The sequence below is a fragment of the Pseudomonas sp. HMSC076A11 genome, assembly GCF_001810205.1.
Classification (GTDB): domain Bacteria; phylum Pseudomonadota; class Gammaproteobacteria; order Pseudomonadales; family Pseudomonadaceae; genus Pseudomonas; species Pseudomonas aeruginosa.
The window spans coordinates 97,557-115,593 of record NZ_KV800303.1 but is presented as its reverse complement, the minus strand read 5'-3'; the positions used below and the strand labels follow the sequence as shown (position 1 = coordinate 115,593).

Below are 18,037 nucleotides of genomic sequence, written 5' to 3'. Positions count from 1 at the left end.
ATCGGCGCCGAGGACCTCGACCACTTCGGCATCCGCCAATGGCACATCGGCCTGATCGTGCCGGTCGGCTTCGCCCTGGTGTTCATCCGTTTCGCCGAGATCCTCGTGCGCATCCTGCGCAACCGCCAGACCGGACTGGGACTGGCCGACGAGGCTGCCGACGCGCTGAAGCTGACCGAGCACGAGGAGCCCAAGGCATGACCATTCTGTTCCTCTTCCTGCTGCTCTTCCTGCTGATGTTCATCGGCGTGCCGATCGCCGTCTCCCTGGGTCTCTCCGGCGCACTGACGATCCTCCTGTTCAGCCCGGACTCGGTACGCTCGCTGGCGATCAAGCTGTTCGAGACCTCCGAGCACTACACCCTGCTGGCGATCCCGTTCTTCCTGCTCTCCGGCGCGTTCATGACCACCGGTGGCGTGGCGCGGCGCCTGATCGACTTCGCCAACGCCTGCGTCGGACACATCCGTGGCGGCCTGGCGATCGCCGCGGTGCTCGCCTGCATGCTCTTCGCCGCGCTATCCGGCTCGTCTCCGGCAACGGTGGCGGCAGTGGGTTCGATCGCCATCGCCGGCATGGTCCGCTCGGGTTATCCACAGGCGTTCGGCGCCGGGATCGTCTGCAACGCCGGCACCCTCGGCATCCTCATCCCGCCATCGATCGTGATGGTGGTCTACGCCGCCGCCACCGAGACCTCGGTGGGCAAGCTGTTCATCGCCGGCGTGGTTCCGGGGCTGCTGCTGGGACTGATCCTGATGGTGGTGATCTACATCGTCGCCCGGGTCAAGAAGCTGCCCGCCATGCCAAGGGTCAGTCTGCGCGAATGGCTGGCCAGCGCGCGCAAGGCGCTGTGGGGGCTGCTGCTGATGGTGATCATCCTCGGCGGCATCTATTCCGGCGCCTTCACCCCCACCGAGGCCGCCGCCGTCGCCGCGGTGTACTCGGCCTTCGTCGCACTGTTCGTCTACCGCGACATGCGCCTGAGCGAATGCCCGAAGGTGCTGCTGGAGTCCGGCAAGCTGACCATCATGCTGATGTTCATCATCGCCAACGCCATGCTCTTCGCCCACGTGCTGACCACCGAGCAGATACCGCAGAGCATCGCCAGCTGGGTCACGGAACTGGGACTTTCGCCATGGATGTTCCTGCTGGTGGTGAACATCGTGCTGCTGATCGCCGGCAACTTCATGGAGCCTTCGGCGATCATCCTGATCCTGGCGCCGATCTTCTTCCCCATCGCCATGGAGCTGGGCATCGATCCGATCCACCTCGGCATCATCATGGTGGTGAACATGGAGATCGGCCTGATCACGCCGCCGGTCGGGCTCAACCTGTTCGTCACCTCGGCGGTCACCGGCATGCCGCTGGGCGCGACCATCCGCGCAGCGCTGCCGTGGCTGATGATCCTGCTGGTGTTCCTGATCATCGTGACCTACATCCCGGCGGTATCCCTGGCATTGCCGAACTGGCTGGGGATGAGCTGACGGAACGGTAACGACGGCGGAAAACCCCGCCCTGCGCTCGGGCCTTCGGCAAAAATCCGCTCATGCCGCAGGCCCGTGCCCCGCAGTTGACGGGCCGGGCCACCTGTCGATGGCTGGCACGCCGCTTGCTCAATCGCTCGCAGTGCCCCTGGCACCGGCTTTCGGTTCGCCCAGCGAACCGCGCCCTTCGGCCACGAACCGGATGGCGGCCCCTTCCCCTGTGCCGACGTGCGCCAGCACGCGCGGCGGGTGGGCGGCGATCCCGTCCCCCCAGCGGTCTTCATACCCTGAAGCCCAAATGAAGAGCCCGGCGAACGCCGGGCTTCTTCATTTCTTTCCTTGTGCTTTTTCGTTCTTTGATAAGAGCGGAAAATTATTTTTACTTATAAATAAAAAATACTCCTCTCGAAATACTGCAACACTTCCCTGGAAAGTCGCGGCGGTTTTTCGACGGACCGTCAACAAGCCGGCGACCACCCACCTGAAAGTCAGAATACCGTCTCGCGAAATTCATTGATCGGCATCAACGATCCGGCTTGATCCGCGGCTTATAGCCCGATTTCGAGCAATTTCAAGCTTTCCCCGTAGCGGATGGCAAGACTTCCCCTATCACATGAAAAAACCGCCCTATTGCGGGCAGGTCTTAGATTCCTCTTCTATCTTTGGCACTCGCAACTTACAGGAATGCGTCATCTAATTACTTTGAGTAGGAAGCTATTGACGTGGATCAGCATTCAACAATAGCCGCTGCCGCCTAATGGCTTCACTCTCAATTCCTATAGGGAGATTCCGAAAATGTCCCAAGAATCCAGCCAAAAACTCCGACTAGGAGCGCTAACGGCTCTGGTTGTCGGCTCGATGATCGGAGGGGGCATCTTCTCCCTTCCGCAAAACATGGCAGCCAGCGCCGATGTCGGCGCCGTCCTGATCGGATGGGCGATCACCGCCGTCGGCATGCTCACCCTCGCTTTCGTCTTCCAGACCCTCGCCAACCGCAAGCCCGAACTCGACGGCGGCGTGTACGCCTACGCCAAGGCCGGCTTCGGCGACTACATGGGTTTCTCCTCGGCCTGAGGCTACTGGATCAGCGCCTGGCTGGGCAACGTCGGCTACTTCGTCCTGTTGTTCAGCACCCTCGGCTACTTCTTCCCGATCTTCGGCAAGGGCGACACCGTCGCGGCGATCGTCTGCGCCTCGGTCCTGCTCTGGGCCCTGCACTTCCTGGTGCTGCGCGGGATCAAGGAGGCGGCGTTCATCAACACCGTCACCACCGTGGCCAAGGTCGTGCCGCTGTTCCTGTTCATCCTGATCTGCCTGTTCGCCTTCAAGCTGGACATCTTCACCGCCGACATCTGGGGCAAGAGCAACCCGGACCTGGGCAGCGTGATGAACCAGGTGCGCAACATGATGCTGGTCACCGTCTGGGTGTTCATCGGCATCGAGGGCGCGAGCATCTTCTCCTCCCGCGCGGAAAAACGTTCCGACGTCGGCAAGGCCACCGTGATCGGCTTCATCACCGTCCTGCTCCTGCTGGTGCTGGTCAACGTGCTGTCCATGGGCGTGATGACCCAGCCGGAACTGGCCAAGCTGCAGAACCCGTCGATGGCGCTGGTACTCGAGCATGTGGTCGGCCACTGGGGCGCCGTGCTGATCAGCGTCGGCCTGCTGATCTCGCTGCTGGGCGCGCTGCTCTCCTGGGTGCTGCTGTGCGCCGAGATCATGTTCGCCGCCGCCAAGGACCACACCATGCCGGAGTTCCTGCGCCGCGAGAACGCCAACCAGGTGCCGGCCAACGCCCTGTGGCTGACCAACATCTGCGTACAGGTGTTCCTGGTGGTGGTGTTCTTCACCTCGGGCGACCCGGACGGCATGGACCCGTACACCAAGATGCTGCTCCTGGCCACCTCGATGATCCTGATCCCGTACTTCTGGTCCGCCGCCTATGGCCTGCTGCTGACCCTGAAGGGCGAGACCTACGAGAACGATGCCCGCGAACGCAGCAAGGACCTGGTCATCGCCGGCATCGCCGTGGCCTACGCGGTCTGGCTGCTCTACGCCGGGGGCCTGAAGTACCTGCTGCTGTCCGCCCTGCTGTATGCGCCCGGCGCGATCCTTTTCGCCAAGGCCAAGCACGAGGTCGGCCAGCCGATCTTCACCGGAATCGAAAAACTGATCTTCGCCGCAGTCGTCATTGGCGCCCTGGTGGCTGCCTACGGCCTCTACGACGGTTTCCTCACCCTCTGATTACTCCACTGGAGACGTGAAATGAGCACGGAAAAAACCAAACTTGGCGTCCACTCCGAAGCCGGCAAACTGCGCAAAGTGATGGTCTGCTCGCCCGGACTCGCCCACCAGCGCCTGACCCCGAGCAACTGCGACGAGTTGCTGTTCGACGACGTGATCTGGGTGAACCAGGCCAAGCGCGACCACTTCGACTTCGTCACCAAGATGCGCGAGCGCGGCATCGACGTCCTCGAGATGCACAATCTGCTGACCGAGACCATCCAGAACCCGGAAGCGCTGAAGTGGATCCTCGATCGCAAGATCACCGCCGACAGCGTCGGCCTGGGCCTGACCAGCGAGCTGCGCTCCTGGCTGGAGAGCCTGGAGCCGCGCAAGCTGGCCGAGTACCTGATCGGCGGCGTCGCCGCTGACGACCTGCCCGCCAGCGAAGGCGCCGACATCCTCAAGATGTACCGCGAGTACCTGGGCCATTCCAGCTTCCTGCTGCCGCCGTTGCCGAACACCCAGTTCACCCGCGACACCACTTGCTGGATCTACGGCGGCGTGACCCTGAACCCGATGTACTGGCCGGCGCGACGACAGGAAACCCTGCTGACCACCGCCATCTACAAGTTCCATCCCGAGTTCGCCAACGCCGAATTCGAGATCTGGTACGGCGACCCGGACAAGGACCACGGCTCCTCGACCCTGGAAGGCGGCGACGTGATGCCGATCGGCAACGGCGTGGTCCTGATCGGCATGGGCGAGCGCTCCTCGCGCCAGGCCATCGGTCAGGTCGCCCAGTCGCTGTTCGCCAAGGGCGCCGCCGAGCGGGTGATCGTCGCCGGCCTGCCGAAGTCCCGCGCCGCGATGCACCTGGACACCGTGTTCAGCTTCTGCGACCGCGACCTGGTCACGGTCTTCCCGGAAGTGGTCAAGGAAATCGTGCCCTTCAGCCTGCGCCCCGATCCGAGCAGCCCCTACGGCATGAACATCCGCCGCGAGGAGAAAACCTTCCTCGAAGTGGTCGCCGAATCCCTCGGCCTGAAGAAACTGCGCGTGGTCGAGACCGGCGGCAACAGCTTCGCCGCCGAGCGCGAGCAATGGGACGACGGTAACAACGTGGTCTGCCTGGAGCCGGGCGTGGTGGTCGGCTATGACCGCAACACCTACACCAACACCCTGCTGCGCAAGGCCGGCGTCGAGGTCATCACCATCAGCGCCAGCGAACTGGGTCGCGGTCGCGGCGGCGGCCACTGCATGACCTGCCCGATCATCCGCGACCCGATCGACTACTGACAGACAACCCGCTCTCGAGCTGAACGGCGGCGTCCCCAGGAGGGGCGCCGCCCACCGACTTCCCACAAGGAGATCAATCATGGCTTTCAACATGCACAACCGTAACCTGCTCAGCCTGATGCACCACAGCACCCGCGAGCTGCGTTACCTGCTCGACCTGTCCCGCGACCTCAAGCGCGCCAAGTACACCGGCACCGAGCAGCAGCACCTGAAGCGCAAGAACATTGCCCTGATCTTCGAGAAAACCTCCACTCGCACCCGCTGCGCCTTCGAGGTGGCCGCCTACGACCAGGGCGCCAACGTCACCTACATCGACCCGAACTCCTCGCAGATCGGCCACAAGGAGAGCATGAAGGACACCGCGCGGGTTCTCGGCCGGATGTACGACGCCATCGAGTACCGCGGCTTCAAGCAGGAAATCGTCGAGGAACTCGCGAAGTTCGCCGGCGTTCCGGTGTTCAACGGCCTGACCGACGAATACCACCCGACCCAGATGCTCGCCGACGTGCTGACCATGCGCGAGCACAGCGACAAGCCGCTGCACGACATCAGCTACGCCTACCTGGGCGACGCGCGCAACAACATGGGTAACTCCCTGCTGCTGATCGGCGCCAAGCTCGGCATGGACGTACGCATCGCCGCGCCGAAGGCGCTCTGGCCGCACGACGAGTTCGTCGCCCAGTGCAAGAAGTTCGCCGAGGAAAGCGGCGCCAAGCTGACCCTCACCGAGGATCCGAAGGAAGCCGTGAAGGGCGTGGACTTCGTCCACACCGACGTCTGGGTGTCGATGGGCGAGCCGGTGGAAGCCTGGGGCGAGCGGATCAAGGAACTGCTGCCCTACCAGGTCAACATGGAGATCATGAAGGCCACCGGCAACCCGCGGGCCAAGTTCATGCACTGCCTGCCGGCGTTCCACAACAGCGAGACCAAGGTCGGCAAGCAGATCGCCGAGCAGTATCCGAACCTGGCCAACGGCATCGAGGTGACCGAGGACGTCTTCGAGTCGCCCTACAACATCGCCTTCGAGCAGGCCGAGAACCGCATGCATACCATCAAGGCGATCCTCGTCTCGACCCTCGCCGACATCTGACCGCGCTCCTGCGCCCCGGCCCACGCGGCCGGGCGCAGCCGCCTTCCGGAGGTAACCGATATGCGTATCGTCGTCGCATTGGGCGGTAATGCCCTGCTACGCCGTGGCGAACCCATGACCGCGGACAACCAGCGGGAAAACGTGCGGATCGCCGCCGAACAGATCGCCAAGGTGGCGCCCGGCAACGAGCTGGTGATCGCCCACGGCAACGGCCCCCAGGTCGGCCTGCTGGCCCTCCAGGGTGCCGCCTACGACAAGGTCTCGCCCTACCCGCTGGACGTCCTCGGCGCGGAAACCGAGGGCATGATCGGCTACATGATCGAACAGGAAATGGGCAACCTGCTGCCGTTCGAAGTGCCGTTCGCCACCATCCTCACCCAGGTCGAGGTGGACGGTAAGGATCCGGCGTTCCAGAACCCGACCAAGCCGATCGGCCCGGTCTACTCCAGGGAAGAAGCCGAGCGCCTGGCCGCCGAGAAGGGCTGGAGCATCGCCCCGGACGGCGACAAGTTCCGCCGCGTGGTGCCCAGCCCGCGGCCGAAGCGGATCTTCGAGATCCGCCCGGTGAAGTGGCTGCTGGAGAAAGGCACCATCGTCATCTGCGCTGGCGGCGGCGGTATCCCGACCATGTACGACGAGGCCGGGAAGAAGCTCAGCGGCGTCGAGGCGGTGATCGACAAGGACCTCTGCTCCTCGCTGCTGGCCCAGGAGCTGGTGGCCGACATCCTGATCATCGCCACCGACGTCGACGCGGCCTACGTCGACTGGGGCAAGCCGACCCAGAAGGCCATCGCCCAGGCCCACCCGGACGAACTGGAGCGCCTCGGCTTCGCCGCCGGCTCCATGGGTCCGAAGGTCCAGGCCGCCATCGAGTTCGCCCGCGCCACCGGCAAGGACGCGGTGATCGGTTCGCTCGCGGACATCGTCGCGATCACCGAGGGCAAGGCGGGAACACGGGTCAGCACACGCAAGGCGGGTATCGAGTACCGCTGATACCCCACCTCCAGGGCCGCTTCGCGGCCCTTCTTCATTCTCCTCTGCCGGCATCGGGCGAAGGGCGGATAGCGCCACGCCTCTGCGCGCGGACTTTCAAGCAAGTCCCGCAACACTCGCCCACGCCCCACCTCTGCCAACAGCCCGGCCATGGGCGTCAATCTCCCCACGGCAGACCGCCAGCACTTGTGGAAAGCCCACGCAACGCGGTATTCAGTAGGAAAATACGTGACTCGATAGTCATGATTCACGTCAGCATAGTCACCCTGATCATTTCAACGGCCACTGGCTCGTGCCCGGGTCCGTGAAGCTCGCCTCGCCGACGGGAAAGGCCGCCATCGCCGCCACGCGCTTCCCGCTCCGGACCAGGCAGCAGCCCGGCACGCGAACGACTATTCGAAGGAGTTTCTGAGTGATGTCTCGACTACCGGTCATTGTTGGTTTCGGTGGCTACAACGCAGCAGGCCGTAGTTCCTTCCACCACGGCTTCCGCCGCATGGTCATCGAATCGATGGACCCGCAGGCGCGCCAGGAAACCCTAGCCGGCCTGGCGGTCATGATGAAACTGGTCAAGGCCGAAGGCGGCCGCTACCTGGCCGAAGACGGCACGCCGCTGTCCCCGGAGGACATCGAGCGGCGCTACGCCGAACGCATCTTCGCCTCTACCCTGGTGCGACGCATCGAACCGCAGTACCTCGACCCGGATGCAGTCCACTGGCACAAGGTCCTCGAGCTGTCCCCTGCCGAAGGCCAGGCGCTGACCTTCAAGGCCTCGCCCAAGCAACTGCCCGAGCCGCTGCCGGCCAACTGGTCGATCGCTCCCGCGGAGGACGGCGAGGTGCTGGTGAGCATCCACGAGCGCTGCGAGTTCAAGGTGGACAGCTACCGTGCGCTGACGGTGAAGTCCGCCGGCCAGTTGCCCACCGGTTTCGAACCGGGCGAGCTGTACAACTCGCGCTTCCACCCGCGCGGCCTGCAGATGTCGGTGGTCGCCGCGACCGACGCGATCCGCTCCACCGGCATCGACTGGAAGACCATCGTCGACAACGTCCAGCCCGACGAGATCGCGGTATTCTCCGGCAGCATCATGAGCCAGCTCGACGACAACGGTTTCGGCGGCCTGATGCAATCCCGCCTGAAGGGCCACCGGGTCTCGGCCAAGCAACTGCCGCTGGGCTTCAACAGCATGCCCACCGATTTCATCAATGCCTACGTGCTCGGCAGCGTCGGCATGACCGGCAGCATCACAGGCGCCTGCGCCACCTTCCTCTACAACCTGCAGAAGGGTATCGACGTCATCACCAGCGGCCAGGCCCGGGTGGTCATCGTCGGCAACAGCGAGGCGCCGATCCTGCCGGAGTGCATCGAGGGCTACAGCGCCATGGGCGCACTGGCCACCGAAGAAGGCCTGCGCCTGATAGAAGGCCGCGACGACGTGGACTTCCGCCGCGCCAGCCGGCCGTTCGGCGAGAACTGCGGCTTCACCCTGGCCGAGTCCAGCCAGTACGTAGTGCTGATGGACGACGAACTGGCCCTGCGTCTGGGCGCGGATATCCACGGCGCGGTAACCGACGTGTTCATCAACGCCGACGGTTTCAAGAAGTCCATCTCCGCCCCCGGCCCGGGCAACTACCTGACGGTAGCCAAGGCGGTGGCCAGCGCGGTGCAGATCGTCGGCCTGGACACCGTGCGCCACGCCAGCTTCGTCCACGCCCACGGCTCCAGCACGCCGGCCAACCGGGTCACCGAATCGGAAATCCTCGACCGCGTGGCCAGCGCCTTCGGCATCGACGGCTGGCCGGTCACCGCGGTGAAGGCCTACGTCGGCCACTCCCTGGCCACCGCCAGCGCCGATCAACTGATTTCCGCCCTGGGCACCTTCAAGTACGGCATCCTCCCTGGGATCAAGACCATCGACAAGGTCGCCGACGACGTCCACCAGCAGCGCCTGAGCATCTCCAATCGCGACATGCGCCAGGACAAGCCGCTGGAGGTGTGCTTCATCAACTCCAAGGGCTTCGGCGGCAACAACGCCAGCGGCGTGGTGCTGTCGCCGCGAATCGCCGAGAAGATGCTGCGCAAGCGCCATGGCCAAGCGGCCTTCGCCGCCTACGTCGAGAAGCGCGAGCAGACCCGCGCCGCCGCCCGCGCCTACGACCAGCGCGCGCTGCAGGGCGACCTGGAGATCATCTACAACTTCGGCCAGGACCTGATCGACGAACACGCCATCGAGGTCAGCGCCGAACAGGTGACGGTGCCCGGCTTCAGCCAGCCGCTGGTATACAAGAAGGACGCGCGTTTCAGTGACATGCTCGACTGAGCGCCACCACAACGGAAAAGGCCCGGCTAGACCGGGCCTTTTCGTTTCAGTGCAGCGCGCGCGCCAGTTGGATCAGCTCGCTGCGCCACTCGGCAGCGCGCGGCAGGGCCAGGAAGGAGCCGTTGAGGTAGTCCTCGCGCGGCTCGTAGGTGAATGGCGCGCCATGCAGGTCGAGCACCTCGCCGCCGGCGCCTTCCAGCACACCCTGGGCGGCGGCCGTGTCCCATTGCGAGGTTGGCGTCAGGCGCGGATAGCAGTCGGCAGCGCCCTCGGCCAGCAGGCAGAACTTCAGCGAACTGCCGATGCTGGCTCGCCGCAGGTCGCCGAAGCGCTCGCTCAAGCCATCCAGCAGGCGCTCCTGGGCCGGGCTGCCATGGCGCTTGCTGGCCACCACGGTGAAGGCCTCCTCGGGCTCCAGGCGCACACTGATCGGTTGCGCGCGGCCATCGGCCTCCTCGCGCCAGGCACCGAGACCGGCGCCACCGTAGTAGCAGCGGCCGCTCACCGGCACGCCGACCAGGCCGAACAGCACCCGGCCATCCTCGACCAGGGCCACGTTGACGGTGAACTCCTCGCTACCGGAGATGAACTCCTTGGTGCCGTCCAGCGGGTCCACCAGCCACCAGCGCCGCCAGTGGCCGCGCTCGCTCAGCGGTATCTCGCAATCCTCTTCGGAAAGCACCGGAATGTCCGGCGCCAGCGCCCGCAACCCCGCCTCCAATATATGGTGCGCGGCAAGGTCGGCGGCGGTAACCGGCGATTCGTCGGCCTTCGAGCGCACCGCCACGTCGGCGCGCCAGTGCGGCAGGATCGCCTCGCCGGCGCGCCGCACCAGCGCCACCAATTCGCCCCAGGGCACCGGTCTCATGCCTGGTACTCGCCGCGCTGAGTGAGCAGGTCGCGTACCAGGTACAGCGCAGCCAGGGCGCGGCCTTCGCTGAACTGGGCGTGCTGGGCCAGGCTCGACAGTTCGCGCAGGCTGATGCGATCGACGCCCATCGGCTCCGGCTCGTCGCCCGGCAGGCGCTCCTCGTAGAGGTCGCGCGCCAGCACCACCTGGATGCGCTGGCTCATGTAGCCCGGCGACAGCGACAGTTCGGTGATGTGCTCCAGTTGCCGGGCACCGTAGCCCGCTTCCTCCTTGAGCTCGCGGTTGGCCGCCGCGAGGATGTCCTCGCCCGGCTCGACCAGGCCCTTGGGCAGCGACAACTGGTATTCGTCGACCCCGGCGCAATATTCCTCCACCAGCACCGCGTGCTCGGCATCGAGCATGGCCACCACCATCACCGCACCGTAGCCCTGGCCCTTGCCGACCAGACGCTCGTAGGTGCGCTCGACGCCATTGCTGAAGCGCAGTTGCAACTCCTCGACAGCGAACAGTCGGCTCTTCGCGACGATCTCGCTGGCGAGTACGGTGGGTTTCTGACGCATGTGGATAACTCCTTGGCGAAGCCGGCGGGTTATCATACCCCGGCTTTTCCGATTATCCCTGTCGGAGATTGATGGGAAGCGACAGATTTCCGCATCGATCGCGACGAACCGCGACAAGAGCCGCCATGCCCACCCTGCCCTGGTCCGCCATCGACACCGTGCTGCTCGACATGGACGGCACCCTGCTCGACCTGCACTTCGACAACCACTTCTGGCTGGAACACCTGCCCCAGCGCTATGCCGAACGCAATGGCCTCAGTCGCACCGAAGCCGACGCCGTGCTCGAGCCGCTGTTCCGCGAACACGCCGGCCAGCTCAACTGGTACTGCCTGGATTTCTGGAGCCGGGAACTGGACCTGTCGATCCGCGAACTCAAGCACGAGGTGGCGCACCTGATCTCGCTGCGTCCGCACGCCGATACCTTCCTCGCCGCCCTGCGCCGGGCCGGCAAGCGCGTGGCGCTGATCACCAACGCGCACCGCGACTCGCTGTCGCTGAAGCTGGAACGGATCGAACTGGCGCCCTATTTCGACCGACTGATCAGCTCCCACGACTACGGCTACCCGAAGGAGGACGCGCGCTTCTGGAGCGCCCTGCAAGCCGATTTCGGCTTCGACCCGCAGCGCAGCCTGTTCATCGACGACAGCCTGCCGATCCTGCGCAGCGCCCGCGCCTATGGTGTCGCCCACCTGTTGGCGGTACGCCACCCGGACAGCCGTGGCCAGGTCCGGGACACCGAGGAGTTCGCCGCCCAGGAGGACTACCGGCGGCTGCTCGAAGGACTGCCGTAGCCGCGGAAACGAAAACCCCGCCACGCGGGCGGGGTTGGCGAAACGCCGGGATCACTCGGGAATGCGCAGGACCTGGCCGGGGTAGATCTTGTCCGGATGGCTGAGCATCGGCTTGTTGGCCTCGAAGATCTTCATGTAGGCGTTGGCATTGCCGTATTCGGCCTTGGCGATGGCGCTCAGGGTGTCGCCTTTCTTCACGGTGACGAAGCGCGCCTCCGGAGCGGCCTGGGCCACGGTGATCTTGTCTTCCACCGAGGAGACGCCGGCGACGTTGCCCAGCGCCAGCAGGATCTTCTCTTTCTCCTCCTGGCTGGCCACCTCGCCCGAGGCGATGACCTTGTCGCCTTCCACCGAAACCTGGATGTTCGGGTTGCCCAGGCCGACCTTGGCGACGTGCTCCTTCAGCGACTCGGCCGCCTGTGCCTCATGCCCCGTCAGCGTATCCCACAGCTTTTCACCGGCTTCCTTCACGAACGCGAAAATACCCATCTTTGGTTCTCCCTTTACGGTTACGGTTGCAAGCGGCCGGCGCAATCCCGATCCGCGACTAGCCAAGTCTAGACTGCAAAAACCGGCGAAATATCCCCAGGCTCCTTCGTCACCCCATAACACTGCGCCCATTCGCGTTAAGATTCGGCGACACCCCCGCCACGGAAGCGCCGATGGACATCAAGCAACTGAAATTCCTCTGCGCCCTCGACGAAACCCGCCACTTCGGCCAGGCCGCCGCGCGCTGCCACGTCACCCAGCCGACCCTGTCCATGCGCCTGCGCAGCCTGGAGGAAGAACTCGGCCTGGAACTGGTGCGACGCAGCCAGCGCTTCGAAGGCTTCACCGAGGCCGGCGAGCGCGTACTGGCCTGGGCACGCAGCCTGCTGGCGGCCCAGGAAGGGCTGTACGCGGAAGCCGCCGCCTGCCGCGGGCAACTGGTCGGGACCCTGCGCCTGGGCGTGGTGCCGCTGGCCAGCTTCGACCCGATGCGCCTGGTCCAGCACATGGCCGGGCGCCACCCGGAGTTGCGTTTCCAGCTCTATTCCCTGAGTTCGGAACAGGTACTCGAAGGCCTGGCGCGCAACCAGTTCGATCTCGGCGTCTCTTATCTGGACCGTCTGGACCGCAGCCATTTCGAGGGCATCGAACTGGCGGAGACCCGCATGGGCCTGCTCCATCACCCCAGCCATTTCCCGCTCGACGCCGCGCTGCTGAACTGGGAAGCGCTGGCTGGCCTGCCGCTAGGCCTGCTCTCGGCGGGCATGCACTTCCGCCAATCCATCGACCACAACTTCCGCAGCCGCGGGTTGAGCCCCATCGCGCGCCTGGAAACCGACTCGGTACAGCAACTGCTGCAGGCGGTGCAGCGCGGCTTGTGCTGCGCGATCATGCCGCTGGGCAGCGAAGTCGACGGCGAGTTGCGCCTGATCCCCATCGAGGACGCCCATACCCTGGCAGCGCTCGGTCTGATCATCCGCAGCGGACAGCCGCGCTCGGCGCTGGCCGAAGCCTGTTTCGAGGAAGCCCGGAACTGGTTGGCGCCGCAGTCTTGATAGATCACGTCGATCAGCGCATCGGCACAACCGATTAGACGCTGCCCCGCGTCAGGCCTAGGCTGGTGCCACACCTAGAACGATAGGGCCCAGCCCATGCCTTGCCAGCCTGCATGCCCGGTATCCGCGGATACCTGGGCGCCTTCCGCCGTTCCCGACGATTACCGCTACGCCGACCTGCACCTGCCGCAGCAGGTCGGCCAGGCCTCCCTTGCCGCCGAGTGTGCCGTGGCGATCAGCTACAACGGACTGAACCAGGCGGTGATGATGGCCTCGCCCGAGGACATCGAGGATTTCGTCCGCGGTTTCAGCCTCAGCAGCGGCTTCGTGGAGTCCATCGACGACATCTATGAAATCCGCGTCAGCGGCCAGGGCGAATCCCTCCACGCCGAGGTCGAAATCAGCAGCCGCGCGTTCTGGAACCTCAAGCGCCAACGCCGGCAACTGGCCGGCACTTCCGGATGCGGCCTGTGCGGCGTCGAAGCCCTGGAGCAGGCCCTGCCGCAACTGCCGGAACGGTCGCCGCAGGCGCTGCCTCCCGCCGCCCATCTCGGCGCCCTGCGCCAGCGTATCGAGCAGGCCCAGCGACTGGCGCGCCATAGCGGCGCCCTGCATGCCGCGCTGTATTTCGACGGGCATGGCGAGCTGCGCCTGTGTCGCGAGGACATCGGCCGCCACAACGCCCTCGACAAGCTGATCGGCGCCCTGCACCGCCAAGGCCTCGACGCCGCGCGCGGTTTCGCCGTGGTCCCCAGCCGCTGCAGCCTGGAGCTTATCCACAAGGCCGTACGTGCTGGGATCGGCACCCTGGTCAGCCTCTCCGCACCCACCGCCCTGACCGTGCAATGGGCGCGCCGCCACCAACTGAACCTGATCCACCAGCCCCATCACAACGCCCCGCGGGTCTACAGCCCGGCGCCGGCCGCAACCGAGTGAGTCCGCCATGAGCCTGCAACCTCTCCAACCCCGCTACAAGCCCTATGCCGGCGCCGCCGCCGGCTGGGGCGCGCTGCGCAGCGTGGCGCACTTCTGGCTGGACAGCAAACAGCCGTTCAAGAACCTCCGCGCCCTGCTCAAGACCAACCAGAACGGCGGTTTCGACTGCCCCGGCTGCGCCTGGGGCGACTCGCCGGAAGACGGCCGGGTGAAGTTCTGCGAGAACGGTGCCAAGGCAGTCAACTGGGAAGCCACCAAGCGCCGCGTCGACGCGGCGTTCTTCGCCCGCTACAGCGTCAGCGCCCTGCGCGAACAGAGCGACTACTGGCTGGAATACCAGGGCCGCCTCACCGGACCGATGCGCTACGACCCGCTCAGCGACCACTACCAGCCGATCACCTGGGACGCCGCCTTCGCCCTGGTCGCCGAGCACCTGCGACGCCTGGATAGCCCCGACCAGGCGGAGTTCTATACCTCCGGGCGGGCCAGCAACGAGGCGGCCTACCTCTACCAGTTGTTCGTCCGCGCGTTCGGCACAAACAACTTCCCCGACTGCTCGAACATGTGCCACGAAGCCAGCGGCGTGGCACTGGGCCGCAGCGTCGGGGTCGGCAAGGGCAGCGTGACCTTCGACGACTTCGAACACGCCGACGCGATCTTCATCCTTGGGCAGAACCCCGGCACCAACCACCCGCGCATGCTCGAGCCGCTGCGCGAGGCAGTGAAGCGCGGTGCCCAGGTGGTCTGCTTCAACCCTCTCAAGGAGCGCGGCCTGGAGCGCTTCCAGCATCCGCAGAACGCGCTGGAAATGCTGACCAACGGGTCCTCGCCGCTGAACACCGCGTTCTTCCGTCCGGCACTGGGCGGCGACATGGCGGCGATCCGCGGGATCGCCAAGTTCCTCCTCGCCTGGGAGCGCGAAGCCCAGGCCGAGGGTAGCGAGCCGGTATTCGACCACGCCTTCATCGCCGAGCACACCGACGGCCTCGAGGCCTACCTGGCCGAATTGGATGCCACCCCCTGGGAACACCTGGAGCGCCAGTCCGGGCTGAGCCTGGCGGAAATCGAGCAGGCTGCGCGGATGTACCGGCGGGCGAACAGGGTCATCGTCTGCTGGGCGATGGGCATCACCCAGCACCACCATTCGGTGGCGATCATCCAGGAAATCGTCAACCTGCAACTCCTGCGCGGCAACCTGGGCCGCCCGGGCGCCGGTCTCTGCCCGGTCCGCGGCCACAGCAACGTTCAGGGTGACCGCACCATGGGCATCAACGAGCGGCCGCCGGCGGCGCTGCTCGACGCACTGGAACGGCGCTTCGGCTTCGAAGTGCCACGCCACAACGGGCACAACGCCGTCGAGGCGATCGCCGCGATGCTCGCCGGCAAGTCGAAGGTCTTCATCGGCCTGGGCGGCAATTTCGCCCAGGCCACCCCGGACAGTCCGCGCACCCACGCCGCCCTGGCGTCATGCGACCTGACCGTGCACATCAGCACCAAGCTCAACCGCAGCCACCTGACCACCGGCCGCGACGCACTGATCCTGCCCTGCCTGGGGCGCACCGACATCGACCGCCAGGCCGAAGGCCCGCAGGCGGTCACGGTGGAAGACTCGTTCAGCATGATCCACGCATCCTACGGGCAACTGGAGCCACTCTCGCAGCAGATGCGTTCGGAGCCGGCGATCATCGCCGGCATCGCCAAGGCAACCCTGGGCAACCATCCGGTGGACTGGGACGCGCTGATCGCCAACTACGAGCGCATCCGCGAGCTGATCGCCGACACCATCCCCGGTTTCGCCGACTTCAACCGCCGCGTCCGCCATCCCGGTGGCTTCTACCTCGGCAACTCCGCCGGCGAACGACGCTGGAACACCGCCAGCGGCAAGGCCAACTTCGTCGCCAACCCGCTGCCCCGCGACCTGTTGCCGGCACAGGTGCGCGACAGCGGCCTCGAACCCGACCTGATCCTGCAGACCCTGCGCTCCCATGACCAGTACAACACCACCATCTACGGCCTGGACGATCGCTATCGCGGAGTGAAGGGCCAGCGCGAAGTGGTATTCGCCAACGAGGCGGATATCCGCCGCCTGGGCTACCAGCCGGGCGACAAGGTCGACCTGGTCTCGCTGTGGAGCGATGGCATCGAACGCCGGGTACGCCGCTTCACCCTGCTCGCCTTCGACATCCCGGCCGGCCAGGCAGCCGCCTACTACCCGGAAACCAATCCCCTGGTGCCGCTGGAGAGCGTCGGCGTCGGCAGCCATACGCCGACTTCGAAGTTCATCGCGGTACGCCTGGAAAAGGCCACGGGCGACGGGCGCATTATCTGAAGCCCACGAAAAACGCCGCCTCCTGCAACAGGAGGCGGCGTCTTAAGGAAAAAGTCGATGAAAGGCCTTGAAGGCAGGCCGCTCGTCGGCGTTAGAATGGCCAGCATCCCGCCAGCAAAAATACCGATTTCGACCCTGAAATCGCGGTTCACATTTGGTTTACGACCGCCTCTACTTAAGAAAGTTCCCCATACAAAACAAGTACTTGGAATATTTCGAATTTGCTCTACCAATCGTCGGCTGGCGCTTGTCAGCGGTTTGGGCCAACCCCAGCATCGCAGCCGTCATCCCCACAGAGAGAAACTCTCTATGAAGTATTCCTCGATACTCCTGTTGTCCCTGAGTCTGGTCGGTAGTACCGCCTTCGCAGGCGACGACACCCGCGCGGCCATCGGCGGCGCCTTGGGCGGGGTGTTGGGTTCGGTCGTCGGCGATGCGGTCGGCGGCAGCACTGGCGCCGCGATCGGTAGTGGCATCGGTGGCGCTGCGGGCGGTGCAGTCGGCGCCGGACGCGGCAACAAGACCGAAGCGGCGATCGGCGGCGGCCTCGGTGCCGCAGGCGGCAACGTCATCGGCCGGCAGATCGGTGGCAGCACCGGTGGCCTGATCGGCGCGGCCCTCGGCGGCGCCGGCGGCGGCGCGCTGGGCAACCATTATGGCGACGGCAACCGCCGCTACGACGACGATGACGACTACCGCGACCGTCGCTACTACCGCCGCGCCGGCTATCGCGATGGCTATTACCGGCATGACAACGGCCATCACTATGGCCAGTACAAGAAGTGGAAGCGCCACAAGCATCATCGTCGCTACTACGACGACTGAACCCGCCGCTCCCTACGACGCAAAGGCCGGGCCGGATGGTCCGGCCTTTGTGCGAACGACCGTATTTCCCTCCCGATTGAAACGATGAGGCACGCACGATGCGTAAATCTCTCCTGGTAATCGCGTTCGGCCTGCTGAGCGCACAAGCCGCGCTCGCCGGCGACTCCACCAAGACCGCGGTGGGCGGCGGCGTAGGCGGTGCCCTGGGCAACGTCGTGGGCGGCGCCATCGGCGGTAGCACCGGTGCCGCCATAGGCGCCGGCCTGGGTGGCGCGGCCGGCGGCGCGGCGACCGCCAAGGACGGGCGCAAGACCGAAGCCGCCCTGGGTGGCGGGCTAGGCGCGGCCGGCGGTTCGGTGATCGGCAACAAGCTGGGCGGCAGCACCGGCGCGACCATAGGTGCAGGCCTCGGCGGCGCAGCGGGTGGCGCGGTCGGTAACAACCTGGGCAAGGACAACGACAGCGGTCACCGCGGCAAGAAACACCGCAAGCACAAGCATCGTTGATCGGCATGCTTGCCGAAGCTGATGTGTAAAAGCCCCGCGAACGCGGGGCTTTTACTTTCTACCGTTCGTCAGCCTTTCGGTGCCGTTTTCAACTCGTCGCGAACGATCAGGACGCCACGCGGCGCCTCGATCCCGACCCGGGCCTGGTTGCCGATGATATCGGTGACCAGGATCCGGATGCCGCCTTCGCGCAACTGCCGAATCAGTTCCTCCGCCGGGTAGTCGGCCTTGAGGGACAGGGTGATGCCTTCGCCTTCTCGGCGGGAGAG

15 protein-coding genes and 2 pseudogenes are annotated in these 18,037 nt (G+C 65.5%); 13 read left to right on the top strand and 4 right to left on the bottom strand.

Going from position 1 to position 18,037, the window contains the following annotated elements:
• The 7 genes and pseudogenes from dctQ to fabY all read left to right on the top strand — a co-directional run.
• Window positions 1–201: pseudogene (gene dctQ / locus HMPREF2716_RS14245) on the top strand (C4-dicarboxylate TRAP transporter small permease protein DctQ); the annotation flags it as partial.
• On the top strand, window positions 198–1,481 hold the full coding sequence (dctM, locus tag HMPREF2716_RS14240) for a C4-dicarboxylate TRAP transporter large permease protein DctM (protein WP_003105529.1): 1,284 nt from the start codon (window positions 198–200) through the stop codon (window positions 1,479–1,481). The pseudogene dctQ and the gene dctM, both read left to right, overlap by 4 nt.
• A 795-nt stretch (window positions 1,482–2,276) precedes the next feature.
• Window positions 2,277–3,725, top strand: a pseudogene (gene arcD / locus HMPREF2716_RS14235) (arginine-ornithine antiporter).
• A 21-nt stretch (window positions 3,726–3,746) separates the two neighbouring features.
• Window positions 3,747–5,003 (top strand): arginine deiminase, encoded by a 1,257-nt coding sequence (gene arcA, locus HMPREF2716_RS14230; RefSeq protein ID WP_003100029.1) that lies wholly within the window; start codon window positions 3,747–3,749, stop codon window positions 5,001–5,003.
• Between the two features lie 79 nt (window positions 5,004–5,082).
• A complete protein-coding gene (locus HMPREF2716_RS14225; protein WP_003100031.1) occupies window positions 5,083–6,093 on the top strand; it encodes an ornithine carbamoyltransferase in 1,011 nt (336 codons plus the stop codon).
• Between the two features lie 60 nt (window positions 6,094–6,153).
• On the top strand, window positions 6,154–7,086 hold the full coding sequence (gene arcC, locus HMPREF2716_RS14220) for a carbamate kinase (RefSeq protein WP_003100033.1): 933 nt from the start codon (window positions 6,154–6,156) through the stop codon (window positions 7,084–7,086).
• Window positions 7,087–7,501: 415 nt separating this feature from the next.
• Window positions 7,502–9,406: a beta-ketoacyl-ACP synthase FabY gene (gene fabY, locus HMPREF2716_RS14215; protein WP_003114068.1), complete on the top strand. Its 1,905-nt coding sequence runs from the start codon at window positions 7,502–7,504 to the stop codon at window positions 9,404–9,406.
• Between the two features lie 46 nt (window positions 9,407–9,452).
• Here the strand turns inward: fabY and cysQ are convergent, their stop codons facing one another.
• Together cysQ and nudE are read right to left on the bottom strand one after the other, a co-directional pair.
• The gene (cysQ, locus tag HMPREF2716_RS14210; RefSeq protein WP_003100038.1) at window positions 9,453–10,274 is read right to left on the bottom strand and encodes a 3'(2'),5'-bisphosphate nucleotidase CysQ; all 822 of its coding nucleotides are present in this window, start codon (window positions 10,272–10,274) and stop codon (window positions 9,453–9,455) included.
• Window positions 10,271–10,837 carry an ADP compounds hydrolase NudE gene (gene nudE / locus HMPREF2716_RS14205; RefSeq protein WP_003096206.1) on the bottom strand — a complete coding sequence of 189 codons (567 nt, stop codon included), beginning with the start codon at window positions 10,835–10,837 and terminating at the stop codon, window positions 10,271–10,273. Before nudE ends, cysQ begins: the two co-directional genes overlap by 4 nt.
• A 125-nt stretch (window positions 10,838–10,962) precedes the next feature.
• Here nudE and yrfG point away from each other — a divergent pair, with 125 nt between their 5' ends.
• A complete protein-coding gene (gene yrfG, locus HMPREF2716_RS14200) occupies window positions 10,963–11,628 on the top strand; it encodes a GMP/IMP nucleotidase (RefSeq protein WP_003114065.1) in 666 nt (221 codons plus the stop codon).
• Window positions 11,629–11,679: 51 nt separating this feature from the next.
• Here the strand turns inward: yrfG and lysM are convergent, their stop codons facing one another.
• Window positions 11,680–12,117, bottom strand: coding sequence for a peptidoglycan-binding protein LysM (gene lysM, locus HMPREF2716_RS14195; protein ID WP_003096210.1), 438 nt, complete (start codon window positions 12,115–12,117; stop codon window positions 11,680–11,682).
• 173 nt (window positions 12,118–12,290) lie between these two features.
• Between lysM and HMPREF2716_RS14190 the strand changes: the two genes are divergently transcribed.
• The 5 genes from HMPREF2716_RS14190 (at window position 12,291) to HMPREF2716_RS14170 (ending at window position 17,768) form a co-directional block, all read left to right on the top strand.
• Window positions 12,291–13,172: a LysR family transcriptional regulator gene (locus tag HMPREF2716_RS14190; protein ID WP_003100042.1), complete on the top strand. Its 882-nt coding sequence runs from the start codon at window positions 12,291–12,293 to the stop codon at window positions 13,170–13,172.
• A 96-nt stretch (window positions 13,173–13,268) separates the two neighbouring features.
• Window positions 13,269–14,108 (top strand): formate dehydrogenase accessory sulfurtransferase FdhD, encoded by an 840-nt coding sequence (gene fdhD / locus HMPREF2716_RS14185; RefSeq protein ID WP_070621931.1) that lies wholly within the window; start codon window positions 13,269–13,271, stop codon window positions 14,106–14,108.
• Between the two features lie 7 nt (window positions 14,109–14,115).
• Window positions 14,116–16,437, top strand: a complete 2,322-nt coding sequence (locus HMPREF2716_RS14180) for an FdhF/YdeP family oxidoreductase (protein ID WP_003114064.1) — start codon at window positions 14,116–14,118, stop codon at window positions 16,435–16,437.
• Window positions 16,438–16,746: 309 nt separating this feature from the next.
• The gene (locus HMPREF2716_RS14175; RefSeq protein ID WP_003100049.1) at window positions 16,747–17,262 is read left to right on the top strand and encodes a hypothetical protein; all 516 of its coding nucleotides are present in this window, start codon (window positions 16,747–16,749) and stop codon (window positions 17,260–17,262) included.
• A 98-nt stretch (window positions 17,263–17,360) separates the two neighbouring features.
• A complete protein-coding gene (locus HMPREF2716_RS14170; protein ID WP_023518178.1) occupies window positions 17,361–17,768 on the top strand; it encodes a glycine zipper domain-containing protein in 408 nt (135 codons plus the stop codon).
• 68 nt (window positions 17,769–17,836) lie between these two features.
• Here HMPREF2716_RS14170 and HMPREF2716_RS14165 read toward each other — a convergent pair.
• Window positions 17,837–18,037: carbon storage regulator (locus tag HMPREF2716_RS14165; RefSeq protein ID WP_070621930.1), on the bottom strand; the 201-nt coding region annotated here is incomplete at its 5' end.

Coding starts and splice junctions, on each gene's coding strand:
- HMPREF2716_RS14175 (WP_003100049.1), top strand. CDS start 16,747: ATGAAGTATTCCTCGATACTCCTGTTGTCCCTGAGTCTGGTCGGTAGT.
- nudE (WP_003096206.1), bottom strand. CDS start 10,837: ATGCGTCAGAAACCCACCGTACTCGCCAGCGAGATCGTCGCGAAGAGC.
- HMPREF2716_RS14225 (WP_003100031.1), top strand. CDS start 5,083: ATGGCTTTCAACATGCACAACCGTAACCTGCTCAGCCTGATGCACCAC.
- HMPREF2716_RS14180 (WP_003114064.1), top strand. CDS start 14,116: ATGAGCCTGCAACCTCTCCAACCCCGCTACAAGCCCTATGCCGGCGCC.
- arcC (WP_003100033.1), top strand. CDS start 6,154: ATGCGTATCGTCGTCGCATTGGGCGGTAATGCCCTGCTACGCCGTGGC.
- HMPREF2716_RS14170 (WP_023518178.1), top strand. CDS start 17,361: ATGCGTAAATCTCTCCTGGTAATCGCGTTCGGCCTGCTGAGCGCACAA.
- yrfG (WP_003114065.1), top strand. CDS start 10,963: ATGCCCACCCTGCCCTGGTCCGCCATCGACACCGTGCTGCTCGACATG.
- dctM (WP_003105529.1), top strand. CDS start 198: ATGACCATTCTGTTCCTCTTCCTGCTGCTCTTCCTGCTGATGTTCATC.
- lysM (WP_003096210.1), bottom strand. CDS start 12,117: ATGGGTATTTTCGCGTTCGTGAAGGAAGCCGGTGAAAAGCTGTGGGAT.
- fabY (WP_003114068.1), top strand. CDS start 7,502: ATGTCTCGACTACCGGTCATTGTTGGTTTCGGTGGCTACAACGCAGCA.
- HMPREF2716_RS14190 (WP_003100042.1), top strand. CDS start 12,291: ATGGACATCAAGCAACTGAAATTCCTCTGCGCCCTCGACGAAACCCGC.
- arcA (WP_003100029.1), top strand. CDS start 3,747: ATGAGCACGGAAAAAACCAAACTTGGCGTCCACTCCGAAGCCGGCAAA.
- fdhD (WP_070621931.1), top strand. CDS start 13,269: ATGCCTTGCCAGCCTGCATGCCCGGTATCCGCGGATACCTGGGCGCCT.
- cysQ (WP_003100038.1), bottom strand. CDS start 10,274: ATGAGACCGGTGCCCTGGGGCGAATTGGTGGCGCTGGTGCGGCGCGCC.